The 20,819-nt window shown below is 69.4% G+C and carries 17 protein-coding genes; 10 read left to right on the forward strand and 7 right to left on the reverse strand.

Features of this window, described 5'->3' with window-relative positions; translation table 11 throughout:
• Positions 1-119 precede the first annotated feature (119 nt).
• Complete coding sequence (locus BMZ47_RS10340; RefSeq protein WP_091861593.1) at positions 120-3,149, forward strand: transglycosylase domain-containing protein; 3,030 nt, start codon at positions 120-122, stop codon at positions 3,147-3,149.
• A 26-nt stretch (positions 3,150-3,175) separates the two neighbouring features.
• Complete coding sequence (locus tag BMZ47_RS10345; protein ID WP_091861596.1) at positions 3,176-4,222, forward strand: hypothetical protein; 1,047 nt, start codon at positions 3,176-3,178, stop codon at positions 4,220-4,222.
• A gap of 52 nt (positions 4,223-4,274) precedes the next feature.
• On the opposite strand, the gene BMZ47_RS10350 is transcribed toward BMZ47_RS10345, so the two are convergent.
• Positions 4,275-4,490, reverse strand: coding sequence for a hypothetical protein (locus BMZ47_RS10350; protein WP_007563892.1), 216 nt, complete (start codon positions 4,488-4,490; stop codon positions 4,275-4,277).
• A gap of 269 nt (positions 4,491-4,759) precedes the next feature.
• Here BMZ47_RS10350 and BMZ47_RS10355 point away from each other — a divergent pair, with 269 nt between their 5' ends.
• Together BMZ47_RS10355 and BMZ47_RS10360 are read left to right on the forward strand one after the other, a co-directional pair.
• Positions 4,760-5,008, forward strand: coding sequence for a hypothetical protein (locus BMZ47_RS10355; RefSeq protein ID WP_007563890.1), 249 nt, complete (start codon positions 4,760-4,762; stop codon positions 5,006-5,008).
• A 322-nt stretch (positions 5,009-5,330) separates the two neighbouring features.
• The gene (locus tag BMZ47_RS10360) at positions 5,331-5,981 is read left to right on the forward strand and encodes a hypothetical protein (RefSeq protein ID WP_091861599.1); all 651 of its coding nucleotides are present in this window, start codon (positions 5,331-5,333) and stop codon (positions 5,979-5,981) included.
• Positions 5,982-5,999: 18 nt separating this feature from the next.
• Here the strand turns inward: BMZ47_RS10360 and BMZ47_RS10365 are convergent, their stop codons facing one another.
• Entirely contained in the window at positions 6,000-6,578 is a 579-nt protein-coding gene (locus tag BMZ47_RS10365; RefSeq protein WP_163006229.1) for a polysaccharide biosynthesis/export family protein, read from the reverse strand.
• Positions 6,579-6,765: 187 nt separating this feature from the next.
• Here BMZ47_RS10365 and BMZ47_RS10370 point away from each other — a divergent pair, with 187 nt between their 5' ends.
• The gene (locus BMZ47_RS10370; RefSeq protein WP_091861605.1) at positions 6,766-9,003 is read left to right on the forward strand and encodes a GumC family protein; all 2,238 of its coding nucleotides are present in this window, start codon (positions 6,766-6,768) and stop codon (positions 9,001-9,003) included.
• Between the two features lie 2 nt (positions 9,004-9,005).
• Here the strand turns inward: BMZ47_RS10370 and BMZ47_RS10375 are convergent, their stop codons facing one another.
• Entirely contained in the window at positions 9,006-10,193 is a 1,188-nt protein-coding gene (locus BMZ47_RS10375) for a GNAT family N-acetyltransferase (RefSeq protein WP_091861608.1), read from the reverse strand.
• Positions 10,194-10,432: 239 nt separating this feature from the next.
• Between BMZ47_RS10375 and BMZ47_RS10380 the strand changes: the two genes are divergently transcribed.
• Positions 10,433-11,494, forward strand: a complete 1,062-nt coding sequence (locus BMZ47_RS10380; RefSeq protein ID WP_091861611.1) for a polysaccharide deacetylase family protein — start codon at positions 10,433-10,435, stop codon at positions 11,492-11,494.
• A gap of 46 nt (positions 11,495-11,540) precedes the next feature.
• Here the strand turns inward: BMZ47_RS10380 and BMZ47_RS10385 are convergent, their stop codons facing one another.
• Complete coding sequence (locus tag BMZ47_RS10385) at positions 11,541-11,876, reverse strand: hypothetical protein (protein ID WP_007563878.1); 336 nt, start codon at positions 11,874-11,876, stop codon at positions 11,541-11,543.
• 83 nt (positions 11,877-11,959) lie between these two features.
• Positions 11,960-12,166: a DUF2842 domain-containing protein gene (locus BMZ47_RS10390; protein ID WP_007563876.1), complete on the reverse strand. Its 207-nt coding sequence runs from the start codon at positions 12,164-12,166 to the stop codon at positions 11,960-11,962.
• Positions 12,167-12,343: 177 nt separating this feature from the next.
• Between BMZ47_RS10390 and BMZ47_RS10395 the strand changes: the two genes are divergently transcribed.
• The 4 genes from BMZ47_RS10395 to BMZ47_RS10410 all read left to right on the forward strand — a co-directional run bounded on the left by BMZ47_RS10395 (position 12,344) and on the right by BMZ47_RS10410 (position 17,314).
• Positions 12,344-13,441, forward strand: coding sequence for a COX15/CtaA family protein (locus BMZ47_RS10395; protein WP_091862060.1), 1,098 nt, complete (start codon positions 12,344-12,346; stop codon positions 13,439-13,441).
• 147 nt (positions 13,442-13,588) lie between these two features.
• Positions 13,589-14,272 (forward strand): PAQR family membrane homeostasis protein TrhA, encoded by a 684-nt coding sequence (gene trhA, locus BMZ47_RS10400; RefSeq protein WP_039903029.1) that lies wholly within the window; start codon positions 13,589-13,591, stop codon positions 14,270-14,272.
• 129 nt (positions 14,273-14,401) lie between these two features.
• Positions 14,402-15,619 carry a glycosyltransferase family 4 protein gene (locus BMZ47_RS10405; protein ID WP_091861614.1) on the forward strand — a complete coding sequence of 406 codons (1,218 nt, stop codon included), beginning with the start codon at positions 14,402-14,404 and terminating at the stop codon, positions 15,617-15,619.
• A gap of 171 nt (positions 15,620-15,790) precedes the next feature.
• Positions 15,791-17,314 (forward strand): undecaprenyl-phosphate glucose phosphotransferase, encoded by a 1,524-nt coding sequence (locus tag BMZ47_RS10410; RefSeq protein ID WP_091861617.1) that lies wholly within the window; start codon positions 15,791-15,793, stop codon positions 17,312-17,314.
• Positions 17,315-17,434: 120 nt separating this feature from the next.
• On the opposite strand, the gene BMZ47_RS10415 is transcribed toward BMZ47_RS10410, so the two are convergent.
• Together BMZ47_RS10415 and BMZ47_RS10420 are read right to left on the reverse strand one after the other, a co-directional pair.
• The gene (locus tag BMZ47_RS10415) at positions 17,435-17,788 is read right to left on the reverse strand and encodes a hypothetical protein (RefSeq protein WP_007563866.1); all 354 of its coding nucleotides are present in this window, start codon (positions 17,786-17,788) and stop codon (positions 17,435-17,437) included.
• Positions 17,789-18,013: 225 nt separating this feature from the next.
• Positions 18,014-20,587 (reverse strand): TonB-dependent receptor, encoded by a 2,574-nt coding sequence (locus BMZ47_RS10420; RefSeq protein ID WP_091861620.1) that lies wholly within the window; start codon positions 20,585-20,587, stop codon positions 18,014-18,016.
• Positions 20,588-20,819 lie beyond the last annotated feature (232 nt).

The raw sequence follows: 20,819 nt of genomic DNA on the forward strand, positions 1-20,819 counted from the left end.
CTCACGAAAGCGTTGCCGTGGGCTGTCTCAAATCAGCCGCGTTGTGGAGCGCCTATCCACCAGCCCCGGCGTAGCGCTATCCCGGCCGGGCCCTGACTCGCCCCTCGAATCCGGACCGCATGAACGCCATCCTGATCAAGCTGTTCGCGACGGCCCTGACCCTGAGCCAGGTCACGACGCGGCCGGACGCGGTGCGGACCCAGTTCGATCCGTTCACCGACCAGGCCGAGGTCGTGCGCCTGCTGCGCGACGGCTGCGCCCATATGCGCAAGGCGTTCGACATCGAGGACATCAATCTCGATGAATTGATCACCACCGCGATGGAGGATCCGTCGAGCGTGGCCGGGCCGGCCGCGCCGAAGATCCTGCACGGGCTGAACCTCGACGAGCTGAACACGAGCTACAAGCAGTTCTGCAAGGGCGAGAACCCGGCGATCTCGCCGTTCAACGCCCGAGAGGTCATCGAATTCTACGACAACGCCACCAAGGACCTGCCCACCGCCGAGGCGCTCCGGGACAAGGCCCTGCCGGGCATGACCCGGATCCTCGACGGCGCCGGCAAGCCCTTCGCCGAGACCTTCGAGCCGAACGGCCGCCGCCTCGTCGTGCCGATCACCGCGGTGCCGAACCTGGTGCAGAAGGCGTTCATCGCGGCGGAAGACAAGCGCTTCGAGAGCCACCACGGCATCGACGAGCGCGGGGTGATCCGCGCCTTCATCGGCAACCTCGCCTCGCCCGGCCGCCCGGCCGGCGGCTCGACCATCACCCAGCAGGTGGTGAAGAACCTCTCGGTGGGCGACGACGTCACCTACGAGCGCAAGATTCGCGAGATGATCGTGGCGTCCCGCCTGGAGCGGATCCTGACGAAGCCGCAGATCCTCGGGCTCTACCTCAACGGCATCTATCTCGGTCGCGGCGCCTACGGCATCGAGATGGCGGCACAGAGCTATTTCGGAAAATCGGTCGGGCAGCTGACCCTGCCGGAGGCGGCCCTGCTCGCCGGCATGCCCAAGGGGCCGAACTTCTACAGCCCGGACAAGTACCCGGAGCGGGCGCGCGAGCGGCGCGCCTACGTGCTCGCCCGCCTCAAGGAAGAGGGCACGATCACGGAAGCCGAGATGAACGCGGCGGTGAACGCCGATCTCGGGCTGAAGCCGGTCGACGCAACACGGCGGGATTCCGGATTCTACGTGGTCGATTACCTGAACCGCGAGGCGCGCACCTTCGCGGGGGTGGATTCGCTGACCGCCGGCTCGTTCACCGTGCGCTCGACCATCAATGCCGGGCTCCAACGCGCCGTCGAGTCGGCCTTGCAGGACGGGCTGGCCAATTACGAGCGGTCCACCGGACGGCAGAGCTATACCGGCCCCGAGCTCAACCTCGCCGACAGCATCCGCCGGATCCAGGCGGCGACGCCCGCCCCGGAAGGTGCGGTCCAGGCCGCCCCCGGGGTGACCGGCGCCCGGGCGGAGCCCGCCAAACCCGAGGTGAAGCCGGGCGCGAAGGCGCCCCGGCCGAAGGTCGCGGCCGCTCCGCAGGCCAAGCCCGTCTGGCTGCGGGCCCTCGAGAGCTCCCGGCCGACCCTGTACGACGTGCACTGGCCGGTCGCGGTGGTGCTGGAGGCCGGCCGCGGGCCCGTGAAGGTCGGTCTCGCCGACGGCCGTACCGCCATCCTCGACCCGGGCATCGCCCGCAACCGTCTGCAGCTCTACGACGTGGTGCGGGTGAAGCTGACGGAGGGCCGTGGCGCGGCCCGGGCGCAGCTGCGGGTCCGACCCAACGTCCAGGGCGCGGCCCTCGTGCTGGAGAACCAGACCGGCCGCATCCTGGCGATGGCCGGCGGCTTCTCCTATCCAATGAGCCAGCTCAACCGGGTCACGCAGGCGGTGCGCCAGCCCGGCTCGACCCTGAAGCCGCTGACCTATCTCGCCGCGCTCAATGCCGGGCTCCAGCCCAACACCCTGGTCCTCGATTCCCCCGTCACGCTGCCGCCGATCGGCGGCGCCGGGGATTCCTGGTCGCCGAAGAATTACGAGGGCGGCGGCTCCGGCCCGACGACCCTGCGGCGTGGCCTGGAATTCTCGAAGAACCTCGTGACCGCCCGGCTGCTCCAGGGCGGCATCGCCCCGAAGGCGCCGGCCAGCCTGAAGCGCGTCTGCGACATCGCCCTCGAGGCGCAGATCTACGCCGAGTGCGAGCCCTATTATCCGTTCGTGCTCGGCGCGCAGCCGGTGCGGATGCTCGATCTGGCCGGCTTCTACGCGGCGGTGGCCAACGAGGGCGCCCGCCCGGCATCCTACGCGCTCGAATCGGTCGAGCGGGACGGCAAGGCGCTTTACACCCACGCCCCGCGCGAGCCGGTGCGGATCGGCTCGGCCGACCGGGTCGCGTTCTATCAGCTGAAGACCATGCTGCAGGGCGTGACCCAGCACGGGACCGCCGCGGCGCTCTCCAAGGTCTCGGCCTATGTCGCGGGCAAGACCGGCACCTCCGAGAACGAGAACGACGCCTGGTTCGCGGGCTTCACCAACGAGATCACCGTCGTGGTCTGGGTCGGCTACGACAACGCCGACGGCAGCCGCAAGACGCTGGGCCGCGGCCAGACCGGCGGCCATGTCTCGGTGCCGATCGCGTCGAACATCTTGCAGGCCGCCTGGGCGAACGGCGTCCCGAAGACGCCGCTGCGGGGCCCCTCCTCCGAGGCGCGCCCATTCATCGCCGACCTGCCGATTGATCCCCATAGCGGCCAGCGGGTCGCGGGCGGCGGTTTCCTCGAGCATTTTCGCACGAGCGGCGACGGCAAGATGGCCGACACCCAGTTCCGTCTGGTGCCGCGCGAGACCCTCTACGCCATGCGGCCCGATGCCGAGGACGGCGACCTCAACGGCGCCGAGGATGGGGCGAGCGTCGCCGGCGATTACTACGGCACCATGACTGGCGAGCGCCCGGCGCCTGATCCCCTCGACCCGTTCGGCGAGCGCCAGCCGCCGCGCAGCCGCCGTGCGCAGGGCGATCTGGATTCCTACGGCCAGGACGCCTACAGGCCCTGGCCCGGCCAGACCGCCCGCTCGCCCTTCGGGGACGAGGAGGTGCGCCGGCCGCGCCGCCGCGACCCGGATTACCTGTTCGGCGAAGACCCGGGCTACTGACCGCCCCTCGATCGAAGAGATACCCGTTGCGCAAGCCGTTCCCTGCCGCCCTCGCCCTCGCCCTGACGGCCGCCCACCCGGTCTGCGCGCAGACGCCCGCCGCCAGCCCGGCGCCGGGTTCGGAGCGGATCAAGGAGGTGCCCTCGGTCACCGCCCTCGATCCGGCGACGCTCAAGCCGGGGCAGATCCTGTTCACGGATCACCGCGACAACCCCACGGCGCCCGAGAACGGGCTGATCCCGTATCTCGACTGGCTGAAGGCCCGCCCGGCCGAGGCCGCGGTGCTGGCGCCTTTCCCCGGCTACAAGGAGCCGGACTACACCGTGACGGTGAACGGCGTGACCAAGCCGCGGCACGAGACCCTGAAGGTCTACGTGGCCGAGGGGCGGTTCGTGGTTGCGCGGCCGGCCGAGGCGATCGACCTCCAGGCCTTCGCCAATCTCGGCTTCGTCCAGAAGATGGACCCGGCGATCAAGCACAAGGCGATCACGGCCGGCGAGGTGACGCCGAACAAGGATCCGGCCGCCGCCTTCGCCAAGCGCCCGGACCGGCCCTGGTGCGAGGGCGCAGGCGCCTGCATCGAATCGCGCTACGATCTCGAAGGCAAACTGCCGCTCGGCGTGAAGCTCGCCAACAAGCTCGAGGAGGGCTCGGCCAAGAAGATCGCCGAATACGTCTCGTTCCAGAGCGAGCTGCGCGTGCTCGGCCCCGACCAGGGCGCGCCGCTGAAGGCCCTGACCAAGATCGACACGCCGGTGACCGGCGGGCTGGAGCAGACGATCTTCTGGGTCAACCAGATCCTGCGCTTCGGCAAGTTCCTGGCCGTGTTCCAGCCGATGCCGAACGATCCGACCAAGACGGTGGTGACCACCTACATGGCGCTGGCGATCAAGGCTGATGTCCTGGACCGCAAGGCCGAATATGCCCGGGTGCCGGTGCTGAAGAACCTGCTCCCCGCCCAGGTGTTGATGGGCAATTCGAGCTTCAACACCGGCAACTCGATCAGCGCCGGCCTGCCGGTCTACGCCCGCAACCGGATCACCACCTTCGCCGACGCGATGGCGAAGCGCTGATCGTCGCGAGCGCCGCGTCCCGGATTCCGGACGCGGCTTTCCGGGCCGGGGATCAGAACCCGCGATTGCCGATCGAAGGCAGGGTCGGCTGCGTATAGGCCCGGTTCACGTCGCGCCGGGTCTGGGTGCCGTTCGTGTCGTTCGAGGCCCGGTAATTGTCGAGCCGGAAGCTCTCGGCGAGGCCGCTGCGCCCGTCCGGGCTGTCGGTGTTGCAGGCGCAGAGCCCGCCCACCGCCAGGAACGAGACCGCGAGAAGGGTAAAGCGCATGATTGATCCTGGGCGATCCCGAGCCGGGCGAGGGATTGCTATCCGCCGCCGAATCGCAGTTTGAAAGGCCGGTGAGGGCATGGTCAGGGCGGCGACAAGTCCGTCAAGACCGGCGGCGAGGCGTAAACCGATTCTGCCGCCTCCGATGCGCGGCGGCCACGGAAAATCTACCTTTCCACGCGTTAGCGGCGGATAGGACCCGTCAATTGGCGGAAGTACGGCCCCTCCCCCTGGCGAATCCGGGTCCTTTCGGGCCAGAACCGTCGGCGATGAGCAACGTCCTGCCCTTCCGGCCGCGCCCGACCGTCACCCGCCTCGCCCGCTGCGAGGTGGTGACCGTGGCCGGCGACCTCCTCGCCCTGCTCGAGCAGCTCGAGGATGTGAGTGCCCGCGCCGCGGCGATGGGCCGTCCCACGCTCGAGGTGGAGCGCACGGTTCAACACCTCCTCGACGCGGTCAGCGCCGTGGAGCGCGCCCTCGACTGCATCGGCGAGGGCGAGCAGATGGCCCCGGCCTGAGCGGCACCATCGTGCCGTAGCGCTGCCTGGCCTTTCGGTGCGGCGATAGCTTGGCGCCGAACTGTAGCGGGCCTGGTCCTGTCCGGTCCGTGTGTTCCGGAGAGCGTGAAACTGCCTACGGAGCGGTTGTGGTCGTCGGACGACGGGCGAGCGGGCCGAACCGGTTTTGCACAATAGATCCGGTGGTGATTCGGTCTTAAATGACACGCACAACGTGGTTCTTCGATCTACGCTTACAAACCTCCAATATTCCGGAACCCTCTCGCGCAGCTTGCGGTTGAAGGTCCGGCGGTCGAGATCGGCGCCGGTGCCGGAGGATGTTATGAGGTTTCGTACGGGCAGCACGTTGGCCGTCATCGCCGCCGCCGGGCTTCTCGCCGGAACCGTGGTCCGGGCCCAGGCGGCCGAGGTCGGGTTTCTCGAGATGCTGTTCGGAGCCCGGCCGGCGCCCGCGCCCCAGCAGGCGCCGCAAGCGCAAGCGCCCCAGCCGGCGCAGGACCGCGCCGTGTACCGGCGCGCGACGCCCCGCCTCGGCAGCGCCCGCCACCGTCTGCAGACGCGCTACGCAGCGCTTCCGGTCCGGATCCGCGTCAAGGAGGTCAAGGAGCTGGAGGTCAGCCCCCGTCAGACCGCGATCGACATGAAGGGCGGCGCGGCTGCGGCGCTGCTGAAAGATGAGACGCTGCTGCCCGGCGACATCGTCGTGCTCAACACCGGCGCCAAGGTCTTCACCGGAAACCCCGACAAGCGCCACGCCCTCCGGGATTTCGAGTCCGTGCAGACGTCGCGTTTCGTCAGCAAGGGCACCCGCAAGCAACTGGCCGGCCTGTTCACGCCGGTCGGCGCGACGCCTGCGAGCGAGGCACGCCGGGTCGTGGCGCGCGGACCGCAATCGACGCCGCCGATCGCCACCCCGATCCCGCCGCAGCAGACCGCCATGCGGGTGATCAACGTGTGGAAGACCGCGCAGTAATCGGTTGCGGCCTTCGGCTCAGAAGAAGCGCTCCTTGACCACGATTGTGTCGCCCGGCCGGACCGAATAGGTCATCGGCACGATGCCCGACACGAGTCCGCTGCCGGTATCGCGGGTGAGCACGGCGTAGTCCCGGGCCGCCCGCGGCCCGAACCCGGCGGCGATCGCCACCGCCGTCTCAACGGTCATGCCGTTGACGAACGGGTACTGGCCCGAGGTCGTGACCTCACCGAGGATATAGAACGGCCGATAGGTATCCACCTCGACGGTCACGTGCGGCTCGCGCACGAAGCCGGCGGCGAGCTTGGCCTCGATCGCCCGGGCCGCCTGACCGGTGGTCTGGCCGCCGACCTGGACGGTGCCAATCAGCGGCATCGCGATCTTGCCGGCGCCGTCAACGGCGTAAATGTTCGACAGGTTGTCCTGCCCGAACACGATCACGCGCAGCTTGTCGCCCGCCGAGAGCGGATAGCGCGCGCCGATCGATCCGGTGCCGGTGGCATCGAGCTGGTCGGTGCGGAAGCTCGGACGCAGGCAGCCGCCGAGCGCCAGAGTCGAGCCAAGAGCGAGGAGCAGAGCGCGCCGGTTCATCACCATCGCCGTCATGGGTGCCAAGTCGGCGTGGTGTAGGCTGTTAAGGTTAACGAACCTTGATCATTCCGATGACCAGTCCCAGCGGGCCGGTGCGCAAGCTTTCTTAACGTCCAAGCAACCTTAACGACCTCTAATAGCGCCGGGATGGCATCGCGTGCCGTCCCGTCGGCCTTCGCGTTCAGAGCGTCTCATGTCCCGTATCAGCCTGCGCTCGCCCCACGCCGTACCTGCCACGCGGTCCAGCGCCCGGGACGGCGTCGGCCTGGCGCAGGTCCCGCAGATCCTGCGCCGGTCGATCGGCTGGATCGTCGGCCCGACCCTGGTTGTCGCGCTGGGCGCGGGCATCTTCGTCAACGTGGTGAGCCCGCGCTACACCGGCGAGGCCAAGCTGATCCTAGAGAGCCGCGATCCGGCCTTCGCCCGCACCGCGCAGGAGCGCGCCGACCAGCTCGCGCCGATCGACGAGCAGGCGGTGGCGAGCCAGGTCCAGGTGGTGATGTCGCGCGACCTCGCCCGCGAGGCGATCCGGCGGCTCAAGCTGGTCGGCAATCCGGAATTCGACCCGGGCTCCAGCAGCATCGGCCCAGTCCAGCGCGTGATGATGATGCTCGGCATCGGCGCCAACCCCCTCGACCGCCCGGCCGAGGACCGCGTGCTCGATTCCTATTTCGAGCACCTGCTGGTCTATCCGGCCGGCAAGTCGCGGATCCTGACGATCGAGTTCCGCGCCAAGGACCCGAAGCTCGCCGCCGAGGGCGCCAACACCATCGCGCAGCTCTACATTTCCTCCCTCGAGGCCGACAAGGTCGATACCGCGCGCTACGCCTCCTCCTGGCTGGGCGGCAATATCGACGGGTTGCGCAAGCGCGTCGCGGAAGCCGAAGCGAAGGTCGAGGCGTTCCGCGCCAAGAACGGCCTGGTCGGCAGCGGCGGCGCCACCGGCCAGCCGCTCACCACCCAGCAGCTCGGCGAGCTGTCGAGCCAGCTCTCCCAGGCCCGGATCCTGAAGGCCGACCTCGCCGGCCGGGTGAAGGCGATCAAGGACCTGATCAAGGACGGCCGCGCCTTCGAGATCACCGAGGTCGCCAACAACGAGATGATCCGCCGGATCGTCGACAACCGGATCGCCGTCCGAGCCCAGCTCGCGCTGGAATCGCGCACGCTGCTGCCGGCCCATCCGCGGATCAAGGAGCTGCATGCCCAGCTCGAAGACCTCGACGCCCAGATCAAGACCTCGGCCGAGCGCGTCGTGCGCACCCTGGAGAATGACGCGAAGATCGCCGGCTCCCGGGTCGAGAGCCTGCAGGCCGCCGTCGACGGCCAGCAGGACGTGGTGGTGAAGGGCAATGCCAGCGAGATCCAGCTCCGGGCCCTGGAGCGGGAGGCCAAGGCGCAGCGCGAGCAGCTCGAATCCTACCTGTCCCGCTATCGTGAGGCCGCCGCCCGCGATGGCGAGAGCGCCACGCCCGCCGATGCCCGCATCGTCTCGCGCGCCGTGACCCCGGAACTGCCCTCTTTCCCGAAGAAGCTGCCGATCGTCGGCTTCGCGACCCTGGTGACGCTGATGCTGGCGGTCGGCGGGGTGCTCGCCAGCGCCCTCCTGGCCGAAGGAAGCCGCAGCGAGCGGGACTCGGACACCGCCTTCGACACCTCGGACCGGCGGACCCGCCTCGAGCCGGAGCTCGCGCGCCCGGGCTTCGCCTTCCCGGAGGCGATGCCCCTGGCCCATTGGTCCGAGACCGCCGAGGGCGCCGAGCCGGCCGGGCCCACCGCGCCACCCGCCCCCGTCCCTGCACGCCCGCCCGCCGAGGCCTACGATCTCGCTCCGCTGATCGCCCGGATCTCCGCGGTGGTGCGCGAGCCCGGCGACCGGTCCGGACGCAGCGTCCTGGTGATGGAGACGGAAGCGTCGCACGGCGACCAAGCGCTCCACGATGCGCTGGTGCGCGCGCTCGGCCGCAAGGCCAGCCTGGTCACGGTCGATCTGAACGCTGCGCGCGGTCGCGCCGACGAGCGCGGCTTCAGCGATCTGATCGCCGGCGATGCGGCCTTCCTCGATGTGATTCAGCCCGCGCGCGATAGCGGCCTCCACCGGATCGGCGCCGGCCGGGCCCCGTCCGAGGTGCTGTTCGACGGGCCGGATGCGCTGAGCCTGACCTTCGAGGCCATGGCCGAGGCCTATGATTGGGTGGTCTGCCGGCTTCACGCCGCGCCGGGCGCCGTCGACCTGCTGGAACTCGTCGCCGGCTACATGGACAGCGTCATCATCGCGTCGAACGCCGCCGCCGAGGATCCGGCCCTGGCCGATCTCTACGCGATCGCCGAGGATGCCGGCGCCGGCCAGATCCTGGTCGCGCAGGATCGCTCAGCCGAGCACGTCACAACGGCTGATCTGGCCGGTCCCGAGCTCCGGCTCAACGCCGCCTAAGGTCACGACCGGCGCGTCAGCTTCCGCAGGCGCGCCGCGACCGCGTAAAGCCGCGGATCGCGTTTGATCCGGCGCTTCGTCCGGGTGAGCGCCATCCTGGCGACGCCATAGGCTCGGCCGCGCAGGCTCACCGGCACGATCGTCTCGACCAGCCCGATCGTCTCGTCGCAGATGCTCGCCTTGTAGCGGGCCTCGCCGACGCCGAGATCGAAGCCCCGGCGGCCCCTTGCGGTCTGGTCGCCGACGAGATGCTGCAGCAGCAGGTCGCCCGGGCTGAACCGGGCGATCTCCGGGTCCGGATCGAACGCCGTCATCATGCCGCTAAAGCGGTGCTCGCTCACCGCGCCTCCGAAGGTCGCGAGTACACGCCCGCTCTCGGCCAGGCACAGGGCGTAGATCTCCATCGCGGGATCGGCACCGGAGGCAGCCGCGGCGAGGAATTGTCGGATCGGCTCGGGCGCGTAGGGGTCGGCGACGCCCATCCCGGCGAACCGCAAAGCCTTGTGGGCGAAGAACGCCGCCAGATACCGGGCCGCCTCCTCGGGGGTCTCGGCACGACGATACGCGAGGGCGCCCTTGGCCTCGACCAGGCGCTTCTCCTTCGAGCGCAGCTTCTTGCGCGCATCGGCGCTGAACACACGGCGCACGGTCGCGTCGGCATCGGGACCGAGCATCAGCCCATAGGCATCGCTGGCTTCCGGCTCACCGGTCTCGGCGAACGGATTGGCCGCGCCGTCCCACATCCGGGGCTGATGCTGCAGCGCGTAAACGTCGATGCCGGCCGGGCGCCCGGCGCGGATAAGCGCCGCCGTGATCTCGCCCGGGGCGATTGCAGCGGCATCGCGGGTGGCGAAGAGCGGCAGGTGGTAATTCGCATGCGTGTCCCCGACGACCCGGGCCACGGTCCGGCCGAAGCGTTGCGTGAGCACGAGCGGGAGCAGGATCCTGGCGCGGCCTTCCGCGTCCCGCAGGACCAGGATGCGCGCAGCTGCCGCCGTGCCGGTCGCCCGCAGGTAGGCCGAGACCCAATCGAACCGCTGGTAGGGCGTGTGCAGGCTCGCCGGATTGGATTCGAGCCGCCGCCACAGGGCTTCCACGGCGGCGAGATCCGAAAAGACTTCCGCGGTCAGCGTTCCGGACGCGCGTGCACCGATCATGTCCGTTCCCGCCACCTGGACGCCGGTCGCCATACCCGGATCTCTCCACCGAACCGGGCCGAGCCCGGAGCCAAGCGCCGACCTTGCCGGATGCGCGCTGAATGAGCCGTGACTCGCGGAGCAGAGTATCCCGACCCAGCACTGCAAATCGTGGCCTTGGCTAATACAATCTTCCGGCAGAACTTCTGATCGGGCGGCGATTGTGGGTTTCTTTACCCCGGCCGGTGATCGCTGTACCCGCCCGGGCCGAGCGGCCCGATCGGGTCCGAGTCATGATCTCGTCGCGTGTCAAGCATCGGGTATTCGCGTCCGGCTTCCGCGCGATCCAGGCGCTCGGCGCCGACCGCTGGCTCGCGCCCGCCGCCCGCGGGCTCGGCGTGATCCTCACCTTCCACCATGTCAGCCCGGACCCCGTCCCGGCCTTCGCGCCGAACCGGCTTCTGAGCATCACGCCGGACTTCCTCGACCGGACCCTGCGCGAGCTCGACGCCCGCGGCTTCGAGGTGATCGGGCTCGACGCGGTGCCGGAGCGGCTCGCCGCGCCGGATTATGGGCCGCCCTTCGCGGTCCTGACCTTTGACGACGGCTATCGCGACAATGTCGAGCATGCCCACCCCGTCCTCGCGCGCCACGGCGTCCCCTGGACCCTGTTCGTCACGAGCGGCTACGCCGACCAAAGCGGCCGCCTGTGGTGGATCGAGCTGGAGCGGGCGATCGCGCGGCTCGACCGGGTGCGGATCGCCATCGGAGCACGGAGCCTCGACCTCCCGGCCCGCAGCCCGCAGGAGAAGGCGCTGGCCTTCGAGGCGCTGTACCGCGACCTGCGCCGCGGCACCGAGGCCGACCTGCTGGAGCGGATCGCGGATCTGTGCCGGCAAGCCGGCCTCGCGCCGGGCGCCGTGGCGTCCGAGCTGTGCCTGTCCTGGGCCGAGTTGCGCGATCTGGCCCGGGACCCGGCAGTCACCATCGGCGCCCACACGGTCAGCCACCCGATGCTCGCCAAGCACGATGCGGCGACGGCCGCGCGCGAGATCGTCGAGGGCCGCGCCCGGATCGCGGCCGAACTCGGCCGGGAAATCCGGCATCTGTCCTATCCGGTGGGCGATCCGACCTCGGCCGGCCCGCGGGAATTCGCGCTGGCGCAGAAGCAGGGCTTCGCGACCGCGGTGACGACCCGGCCCGGGCACCTCTTTGCCGAGCATGCCGGCCATCTGCACGCCCTGCCGCGCGTCTCGATCAATGGCTGCCATCAATCGCGGGCGGCACTCGCGGGGCTGCTGTCCGGCGTGCCGTTTCTGGCCTGGAACCGGGGGCGCCGGCTCAACGTCGCCTGACAATCGCTATCGAGGTCGTACGGCGCGGCAGTGGCTGCGTTGCGATTCAACGCCGACGGCGGTGCCGATAGCTGGTCGAAAACGAAGCGTATTGCCGTCCGCCGCGGCGCGAGCGGTAGCGGCCCTTTCGGCTGGGCGTGTTCTCGACGGCGTCCTCGGCCTGGGGCAGCGCCTCGGCCAGGGCCGGGGCGGCGGCCGCGTCGGCCGAGGCGTAACCGCCCGCCACGTTCCGGGCAGCCGGCCCGAACATCGCCAGGCACTGGTTGTAGGCCAGATCGTTCTTCAGGCGCTCGCACTCGCCGATCGAGCGCGGCGTGCCCTGCGCGAGGGCGGGAAACGGCGCGACCAGCACGACGAGTGCGGCCAGATGCTTGAGACGCATGGGCAAGCGATACACGAACGGGGGATCTCGAAATCGGGTCGGACGCTTCTGGCGGCCGAGTGCGGCAAAATCGAGGGGTCCGCTCAGCTGTCCGGCCGTTCCATCCAGCGGATCAGCGGCATCAGCGGGAAGATCCAGGCGATGCCGAGGATCGAGTAGAGCACGGCCTGAATGGCCGCCGGCGTCTCGGCGATGCGGCTGTCGGCCAGCGCCATCGCCAGCGGTCCGTAGAGGCAGACGAAGGCCAGCATCGCGACCGTGCCGATCAACGTGCGGGTGCGGCGGCGCATCACTTCTACAGCCTCGTCTCTCCCTGACGGGAGACGGCTACCGCTCACGAGCCCGGTTGGCAACGCGCGCAGCGCCGCGGGCTGCGGCGCCGCCGACGTTGCCCGCATCCCGCGCTTCCCCTAACGCGTCGCGAGGGCCGGGACATCCCGGCAACCGCGGAAGGGATGCGCGTGGTGATGAGAGTCTCGGGCGACCATCGATCGAGCACCGTGCGGGCCTGGCTCTACCTGGTGGCCGCCCTCGTGGTCGCCATGGTGGCGGTCGGCGGCGCCACGCGCCTGACCGGGTCCGGCCTGTCGATCACCGAATGGCGTCCCGTCACCGGGATCGTCCCGCCCCTGTCGGAGGCGGACTGGGCCGCCGAGTTCGCCAAGTACAAGGACACGCCGCAATACAACATTCTCAACCAGGGGATGGGGCTGTCGTCGTTCAAGGTCCTGTACGGCTGGGAATGGGGCCATCGCCTGCTCGGGCGGCTGATCGGCCTGGTCTTCTTCCTGCCGCTGGTCGTCTTCTGGTGGCGCGGCATGATCAGCCGTCGTCTCGGGCTCGGGCTGCTCGGCCTCGGGATCCTGGGCGGGTTCCAGGGCGCGATCGGCTGGATCATGGTCGCCTCGGGCCTCCAGCCCGGCATGACCGCGGTGGCGCCGCTGAAGCTCGCGCTCCACCTCACTATGGCGAGCCTGATCCTGGCCGGCCTGGTCTGGCTCGCGGCCGGTCAGCGCGACGACACCATCGATCCGGCGCCCGACTGCATCCGCGTCGTCGCATTGCTGCTGCCGGCTTTGGTGCTCGTGCAGATCTTCCTGGGCGGCCTCGTCGCCGGGTCGCATGCCGGCCTCGTCTACAACACCTGGCCGAGCATGGATGGCGCCCTGATCCCGCCGATGGACAGCCTGTTCGCGATTCAACCCTGGATCGAGAACTTCGTCGACAACCACGCCCTGGTCCAGTTCGACCACCGGGTGACCGCCTACCTGATCGTGGTCGTCGCCGTCCTGCACGCGATCGACGCCCGGGTGAGCGGACCGGCCGGCGCGGCCGGGCGCGCCGCCGGCGTCGCAATCCTGGCCCTGGCCCAGGCCGGGCTCGGCATCGCGACTCTGCTCCTGGCCGTCCCGCTCTGGGCGGCGCTGGGGCATCAGATCCTCGCCATGGCGGTGCTGACCATGGCGGTGGTCCATGCCCGGCTGAGCCGCGGCACCGGCCTCGCCCGGCCGGCCGCGCGGGAGCCGGCGCTCGGTTTCGAGGGATTAGCCGGCCGCGGGGCGTGAGGTTGGCTGTGGCGATGTAGCCGCGGGCAACAACACTTTTACCACGCGGCACTAGAACCTTGGGATAAACTCCGCATCAGCACTTTGCACAGGGAACGGTTGAGCGCTTTTAAGCTTTAGGATGCAGGCGTAGCAGGAGGCTTCATGATGTCTCTCGCGGAGGATGGTCGCCCGCTGACCCTGACGTGGCATTACACGCCGCGCGAGATCGTGGCGGACGGTGTGATCCACGGCCTCGGTGTCGTCCTCGGCCTCTCCGGCGCGGTGGCGCTGGTGGCGACCGCCCTCACGGCCCATCTGGGCTTCGGCGAGCGGGCCGCCGTCGTGCTCTACGCCACCGCTCTGGTGCTGATGCTCGGCGTCTCGGCCGTGTACAACCTCTATCCGGTCAGCCCGCGGAAATGGCTGCTGCGCCGGGCTGACCACGCGCTGATCTACCTGATGATCGCCGGCACCTACACGCCGCTCGTGGCGCTGGTCGGCTCCGGGACGCGCGCCTACCTGTTGCTGGCGGTGATCTGGCTGGTCGCCCTGGTCGGGATCGCGATCAAGCTGTTCATGCCCGGCCGGTACGATCGCTTGTCCATCGGCCTCTACCTGATGCTCGGCTGGAGCGGCCTGCTCGCCTACGAATCGGTGATCGCCGCCCTGCAGCCGACCGCCCTCTGGCTGCTGGCGATCGGCGGGATGCTCTATTCGGTGGGCGTGCTGTTCCACGTCTGGCGGACGCTGCCGTTCCAGAACGCGATCTGGCACGGCTTCGTGCTCGCCGCGACGGCCTGCCATTACGGCACGATCTGGGCCAGCTTGAACGGCCTCGCGCTGACGTGAATTGATACACGGCAGTAAAACTCCGCTTACCTTCCTTCTGAAAAGGCCGGTCGAGCGGAGTTCCGTTTAAGTTTACTGCGACGGTCGCTGCACCACACTCCTGGGACTGTTATTCCCGGGAGCGATACCGTGGCTGCGAAGCCGACCGAGACCCGACCAGGCCAGCGCCTCCGCATCCTGCACGTGTTCCGCGCGCCGGTCGGCGGGCTGTTCCGCCACGTGCTGGACCTCGCCCGCCTCGAGGCCGCGGCGGGGCACGCGGTCGGCATCGTGTGCGACGCGACCACGGGCGGCGAGCGCGGTGCCCGGGCCCTCGCCGACCTGGCGCCGTCGCTGGATCTAGGCCTTCTCCGGATCCCGATGCGGCGCAACCCGCACCTGTCGGACTGGACCTGCCTGCGCGCGGTCGCGCGCCGGGCCGGCGAGGTCGGCGCCACGGTGCTCCACGGCCATGGCGCCAAGGGGGGCGCCTATGCGCGGCTCGCGCCGGCCTCGGCGATCCGCGCCTACACGCCCCATGGCGGCAGCTACAATTACCGGCCGGGCAGCCCGCTGCACCGGACCTACATGGCCGCCGAGGCCGTGCTGGCCCGCCGCACCGACGCGTTCCTGTTCGAGAGCGCGTATGTCGCCGAGCGGCACCGGGCTTTCGTGGGCGGCCCGGAGAAGGTGACCCGCATCGTCCATAACGGCATCGCCGAGGCGGAGTTCGCCCCGGTGCCCCTGGCCGCCGATGCCGCCGACCTGCTCTATGTCGGCGAGCTGCGCGAGGCAAAGGGCCTGCCCTACCTGCTCGACGCTCTGGTCCGGCTGCGCCAGGAAGGTCGGCCGCTGCGGCTGCTGATGGTCGGCTCGGGTCCCGATGCCGAGAGCCTGCGCGCCATGGTCGAGCGGCTCGGCCTGTCCGACGCGGCGTCCTTCGAGCCGCCGCAGGCGATCCGCTCGGTCCTGGCCCGGGGCCGCATCCTGGTCGTGCCGTCGCTCGCCGAATCCCTGCCCTACGTGGTGCTGGAGGCCGCGGCCGCTGCCCAGCCCCTGGTCGCCACCCGGGTCGGCGGCATTCCGGAAATCTTCGGCGCCATGGCCGGTGATCTCGTCCCGTCCCGCGACGCGGACGCGCTGGCCGGCGCGATCCGCCGGGTGCTCGACGAAGCCCCGGACGTGCTGGCCGGCCGCGTTCGGGCGCTCAGCGAATCCATCCATGAGCGCTTCTCCCTGGAGCGGATGGGGGCCGACGTCATCTCGGGCTACGCCGCGGCGTTCCAGGCCCGCGAGACCCGCCTCAGGGTCGGATCGGGCGAGCCCGCGCAGGAACGGGCCGCCGCGATGCGAGCCACGCGAACGTGATCACCAACGCGAGAACGCGTCTCGGGACGTAGACCCGGGCGAGTTCGCCTTGACAGTTTTCTATACGGGCCCGTGCCAGGGTCCAGGCTCAGTAACTCATCTGTTTCCGATGATCGGAAAGCGGTGAGACACCTGCAGACCCGGGGGATTTGCCTCGGGAGGAACCGATCGATGAGCGCGTTCGACATCCGCGACCTTCTCGAGGCCACCGGCCCGCTCGACGGCCAGGCCGCCGTCGCGCGACTGGGTGGTGCGGTTCCGCCCGCGGACCTGCAGACGCACGCGCCGACGGCGATCTCGCCGGTCGTCGTGGCCGGGCTGGTGCGGGCCGCCGAATTCGCCCTGATCTCCGGTCTGGGCGCATTGCTGCACCTGCTGATGCTGCGTGGCCGGGTGCCGTTCGGGCTGACCTATGCCGGCGTGATCGCGCTGGTCGCCGGCCTCACCGTGGCGCTGGTCCAGGCCGCCGGCGGTTACCGGATCTCGTCCTTCAGGGCCTTCCCCAAAGCGGCGATCCGGTTGGTCGCGGCGTGGTCGATGACCTTCCTGATGGTCGCCGCCATCTTGGTGCTGGCCAAGGTCGCTGATCATTATTCGCGCCTGTGGCTCGCGGCTTTCTACGGCACCGGGCTCGCCGCCCTCCTGGCCGGCCGCTTCGCGCTCGCCCGGGTGATCGAGGGCCAGACCCGGGCAGGCCGGTTCGACCGCAGGACCGCGATCGTCGGCGGCGGCAAGCCGGCGGAAGAGCTGATCGCCGCCCTCGAGAAGCAGAGCGACAGCGGCATCCGCATCGTCGGCGTGTTCGACGACCGCAACGCCGACCGGTCCTCGGACGTGGTCGCCGGCTATCCGAAGCTGGGCACGGTCGACGATCTCGTCACCTATGCCCGTCACGCCCGGCTCGACCTGATCGTGTTCACGATCCCGATCACCGCCGAGGCGCGGATCCTCCAGATGCTCGCGAAGCTCTGGGTGCTGCCGATCGATATCCGCCTGTCGGCCCACGCGGCCAAGCTGCGGCTGCGCCCGCGGAGCTACTCGTATCTCGGCTCGGTGCCGGTGCTGGACGTGTTCGACCGGCCGATCGCCGATTGGGATGTGGTGCTGAAGGCTCTGTTCGACCGCAGCGTCGGCCTGATGATGCTTCTGGCCCTGTCGCCGCTCATGATCGCGGTGGCTCTGGCGGTGCGGCTGACCTCGCGCGGGCCGGTGCTGTTCCGGCAGAAGCGCCACGGCTTCAACAACGAGCTGATCGAGGTCTTCAAGTTCCGGTCGATGTATGTCGATCAGTGCGACGCCGGCGCCGACAGGATGGTCACCCGCGGCGACCCTCGGGTTACCCCGGTCGGGCGCTTCATCCGCAAGACTTCGCTGGACGAGCTGCCGCAACTCTTCAACGTGCTGAAGGGCGACCTGTCGCTGGTCGGGCCCCGTCCGCACGCGCTGCAGGCCAAGGCTGCCAACACGCTCTACGATCAGGTGGTCGACGGCTATTTCGCCCGTCACAAGGTCAAGCCCGGCATCACCGGCTGGGCGCAGGTCAATGGCTGGCGCGGCGAGACCGACACGTCGGAGAAGCTGCAGCGGCGCGTCGAGCACGACCTGTTCTACATCGAGAACTGGTCGGTGCTGCTCGACCTGCAGATCCTGATCACGACGCCGTTCGCGCTGTTCAGGACCGAGAACGCGTATTGAACGCGGGTCTTACACCCGTACTCCGAACCTCTCACCCCCGGTTGAGGTGAGAGGTTGGACGATAGGGCGGTCTCGGCTGACATTCAGCCAAAACCGCTGCCGGATGGACTCTGAGACGGACTACGGCAGGGCGCCGGCCTTCTCCTTGGCCTGCATGATCGTGTTGCGGCAGGCCTCGGCATTGCCGGCCTTGTCCTCTTCCGCGGCCTTGGCAACCAGGCGCTTGGCCTCGTCGACGCCCGAGGCGGTCGGCTTCACGGCGGCGTCGCTCTTGGTCAGGGCCGGCGGGGTCGCGAGCGCCTTGTCGGAATGCGACGAGGTCGTGCCGCCGGGCGGGGTCGTGCCGGTCACCGAGGCGGCGCCCGCGCTGTCGAGGCGCTTCTGCAGCGTGGACACCTCGTCGGCGCAGGGTGTCGCCCAGGCCGGGGTGGCGGCTGCGAGAGCCAGGGCGGCGACGGCGAATCTCATCATCATCGGGGCGTTTCTCCAGGTCGTTCAGGGCGCGCCCGGCCGCGACCCACGGGGATCGCCGGGGGCCGGCCGGAGCGTCGATCGCTCCCGGAAGAGACGCGGGGGGCGAAGGCGCGTTCCTGAGACGTGAGGCCGCACGGCGTTCGGTCTCGGGGGCCCGGAAACGCGCAGGGCGCCCCGCCCGGTCCGAAGACCGCGCGGAGCGCCCTGCCCTGACGGAATGGTGCGTCAGTACTTGCGGATGATCGGCTCGGCCGACATCGGCACCGGATCCGCCCCGAAGGCGTAGCGGATGCCGGCATAGACCGAGAACGGCTGCGACAGGGTCGTGGTCCGCGGATCGCTGATCCGCAGGTTTCCGGCGACCGCGCCCGGCTCGGCGAAGGTGCCGAAGGTGGCGTAGCGGTTGTTGGTCAGGTTGGTGATGAGGCCGAAGACCTCGAGGTTCTTGGTGACCTGATACTTCGTCTGGAAGTTCATGACGTAGTAGGGCGGCAGCTTGCGGTTCAGGTTCGACTCGTCGCCGCGGAAGTAGGACGAGGAGAAGGCCTGGAGGTAGAGGCCGACCTGCCAGTCGGGGGTGATGAAGTAATCGAACCCGGCCTTGAACTGGTGCGTAGGCACCAGCGGCACGACGTTGCCCTTGCGGACCTCGATCGCCCCGTCATCCGAGAGCGGGTTGTTGGGCGAGGAGAGCGTGCCGTTGAACTGGAAGGTGGCGTCGATCAGCGCGTAGTTGGCGTAGACCCGCAGGTAATCGGCCGTGTACTCGCTGCCGACCTCGATGCCCTGACGCTGGGTCGAGGGCACGTTCACGAAGTAGGCGCGGGCGGTGTTGCCCGGGGTGGCGAGCGACAGGATGTCGTTCGACAGGTCGGTGCGGAAGGCGCCGATCTTGTAGCTGATCACGCCGCCGTCATAGGTGTTCGGCAGCGCGCCCCGGAAGCCGACCTCGTAGGTCCGCCCGGTAACCTGCTTGAGCGGCGGATCGGCGACCAGCGAGTTCGGCAGGAGGCACGGCCGGTCCGGGTTCGAGCAGGCCAGCTCCAGCGGCGTCGGCGCGCGGTTCGACTCCGAGTAGCTGCCGTAGAGGTTGAGCGCGTCGGTGAAGCGGTAGGTCAGGCCGGCGACCGGGTTGATCTTGTTGTAGTAATGCGTGCCAGTCACGTCCGGCGAGAAGCCGGTGAGATCCTCGCTCTGGATGCGGGCGAAGTTGAGCCGCGCGCCCGCCGTCAGCGACAGCCGGTCGGTCACGTCGAGAGTGTCGAGCGTGTAGAGGCCCATATACAGGTTCGAGCCGTTGACCGAGCTCGGGGCGATCCCGAGCGCTCCGGCGGTCCGGAGCTGGGTCGTGCCCAGGCCCGGGATGTTGCCGTAGAACGGGTTGCTCGGATCGGTGGTGATCGACAGGTTCGGGTTGATCACGCCCAGGGTGCTGGACGACTTGAACGAGTAGTTCGCGGCATCGATGCTGCCGCCGACCACGAAGGAATTCGACAGGCCGAACACCCGGTCGCGGTTGGCCGCCTGGATCGATCCGCCGAAGCCCGTGGCCTCCGTGTTGGTCACGTCGAGCGTGCCGTACGGGATGCCGGACCGGAACGGGATGCGCTGGTTCTGCTGGCCCAGCATCAGGAACTGGTTGCGGAAGGCGAGCTGCGTCTGGCCGGCGGCCGGGCTGAAACCGTCATCCTCGAAGCAGAGATTGCCGCGGAAGCTGGAGCGGGTGCTGCAATTCTCGAAGTTGCCGTCGTTGCCGTCGACATAGGTCTGGCTGAAGCGGCGGAAATAGGCGTTGCCGGCGAGATCCCAGGTCGGCGACACGTCGACCCGGCCGGTGAGCTGGAGGGTGCCGACCTCGGTGGTGGTGGTCTGCGGGTAGGTGAAGATCGCCCGCGGGTCGCGGTGGGTGAAGTCCACCGGCGTCGCGGCGGCGGCGCCGAAGAAGCTGCGGGCGGCGAGCCCGATCAGGTGGAACTCCGAATCCTGCGAGCGGTAGCCGATATCGCCGTAGAGCCGGCCGATCGTGCTCGGGCTCTCGTAGCGCCAGCCGCGGTCGTTCAGGCCGTCGCCGGTGAAGTAGACGCTCCACGGGCCGGAGACCTTGCCGTACTCGACGTAGCCGGCGGTGCGGGCGTCCGAGCCGCCCCAGGCGGAGATCTCGGTGCCCTGCCAGGTGAAGCCGTTCTTCATCTGGATGTTGACCGCGCCGCCGAGCGCGTTGAGGCCGAAGACCGGGTTGCCGGTCACCACGTCGATCCGCTGGATCGCCTGCGGGGGGATCAGGTCGAAATTGACCGTGTCGCCGAAGGCTTCGTTGATGCGCACGCCGTTCTGGTAGACGGCCAGGCCCTGCGGTACGCCCTGGACCGGCGAGACGGTGAAGCCGCGATAGGTGACGTCGGGGCGGTTCGAGTTGCCCTGCGAATCCGACAGGTTGAGGCCGGGGGTGCGCCGGGCGAGGGTCGCCACGACGTTGTCGGTGCCGCGATCGACCGTGATGTCGCTGGCCGTGACGGTCTCGACCGTGCTGGGGATCTTGTAGAGCGGCTGCTCGCTGCCGCGCAGGCGGACCGGGCCGATCGGCGGCGGCGCCGAGCCGGCGGGCTCCAGGCCACCCGGGCCGTTCAGGTTCTGGACGCGGCTCGAATTGCCGCCGCCCGACCCCACCGGCGTGGTCGAGACGACACTGATCTCACCCAGCGTCACGGCATTCTGCGCCTGCGCGGCGCAGGGCAGCATCGCCCCGCCCAGAACCGACGCCGACGCGACCAGGCTGCTCCGAAGCGCCCTCAGTGACATCCCAATCCCCTTGCCGTGAACCCGCGCTCGTTTCAGCCGAGCTTGAGGTCACTCTTGGCGGGCAAAGGAAAAGGACACAATTGATCGGACACCACGCGCGGCCGGTTTCAGCAACCTTTCGGAAATACCGATATCGAACGCCGATGCACGTGATTTAACGGCAACAGTTTCGATAACGATTTCAGATGCTTAGGGAAGTTTCGGCAAGCATCCTGGGATGAATTGGCAATCC

The sequence above is a fragment of the Methylobacterium brachiatum genome, assembly GCF_900113845.1.
Lineage (GTDB): Bacteria > Pseudomonadota > Alphaproteobacteria > Rhizobiales > Beijerinckiaceae > Methylobacterium > Methylobacterium brachiatum.

Coding starts and splice junctions, on each gene's coding strand:
- BMZ47_RS10380 (WP_091861611.1), top strand. CDS start 10,433: ATGATCTCGTCGCGTGTCAAGCATCGGGTATTCGCGTCCGGCTTCCGC.
- BMZ47_RS10420 (WP_091861620.1), bottom strand. CDS start 20,587: ATGTCACTGAGGGCGCTTCGGAGCAGCCTGGTCGCGTCGGCGTCGGTT.
- BMZ47_RS10360 (WP_091861599.1), top strand. CDS start 5,331: ATGAGGTTTCGTACGGGCAGCACGTTGGCCGTCATCGCCGCCGCCGGG.
- trhA (WP_039903029.1), top strand. CDS start 13,589: ATGTCTCTCGCGGAGGATGGTCGCCCGCTGACCCTGACGTGGCATTAC.
- BMZ47_RS10350 (WP_007563892.1), bottom strand. CDS start 4,490: ATGCGCTTTACCCTTCTCGCGGTCTCGTTCCTGGCGGTGGGCGGGCTC.
- BMZ47_RS10415 (WP_007563866.1), bottom strand. CDS start 17,788: ATGATGATGAGATTCGCCGTCGCCGCCCTGGCTCTCGCAGCCGCCACC.
- BMZ47_RS10390 (WP_007563876.1), bottom strand. CDS start 12,166: ATGCGCCGCCGCACCCGCACGTTGATCGGCACGGTCGCGATGCTGGCC.
- BMZ47_RS10395 (WP_091862060.1), top strand. CDS start 12,344: ATGAGAGTCTCGGGCGACCATCGATCGAGCACCGTGCGGGCCTGGCTC.
- BMZ47_RS10365 (WP_163006229.1), bottom strand. CDS start 6,578: ATGGTGATGAACCGGCGCGCTCTGCTCCTCGCTCTTGGCTCGACTCTG.
- BMZ47_RS10355 (WP_007563890.1), top strand. CDS start 4,760: ATGAGCAACGTCCTGCCCTTCCGGCCGCGCCCGACCGTCACCCGCCTC.
- BMZ47_RS10410 (WP_091861617.1), top strand. CDS start 15,791: ATGAGCGCGTTCGACATCCGCGACCTTCTCGAGGCCACCGGCCCGCTC.
- BMZ47_RS10375 (WP_091861608.1), bottom strand. CDS start 10,193: ATGGCGACCGGCGTCCAGGTGGCGGGAACGGACATGATCGGTGCACGC.
- BMZ47_RS10370 (WP_091861605.1), top strand. CDS start 6,766: ATGTCCCGTATCAGCCTGCGCTCGCCCCACGCCGTACCTGCCACGCGG.
- BMZ47_RS10385 (WP_007563878.1), bottom strand. CDS start 11,876: ATGCGTCTCAAGCATCTGGCCGCACTCGTCGTGCTGGTCGCGCCGTTT.
- BMZ47_RS10340 (WP_091861593.1), top strand. CDS start 120: ATGAACGCCATCCTGATCAAGCTGTTCGCGACGGCCCTGACCCTGAGC.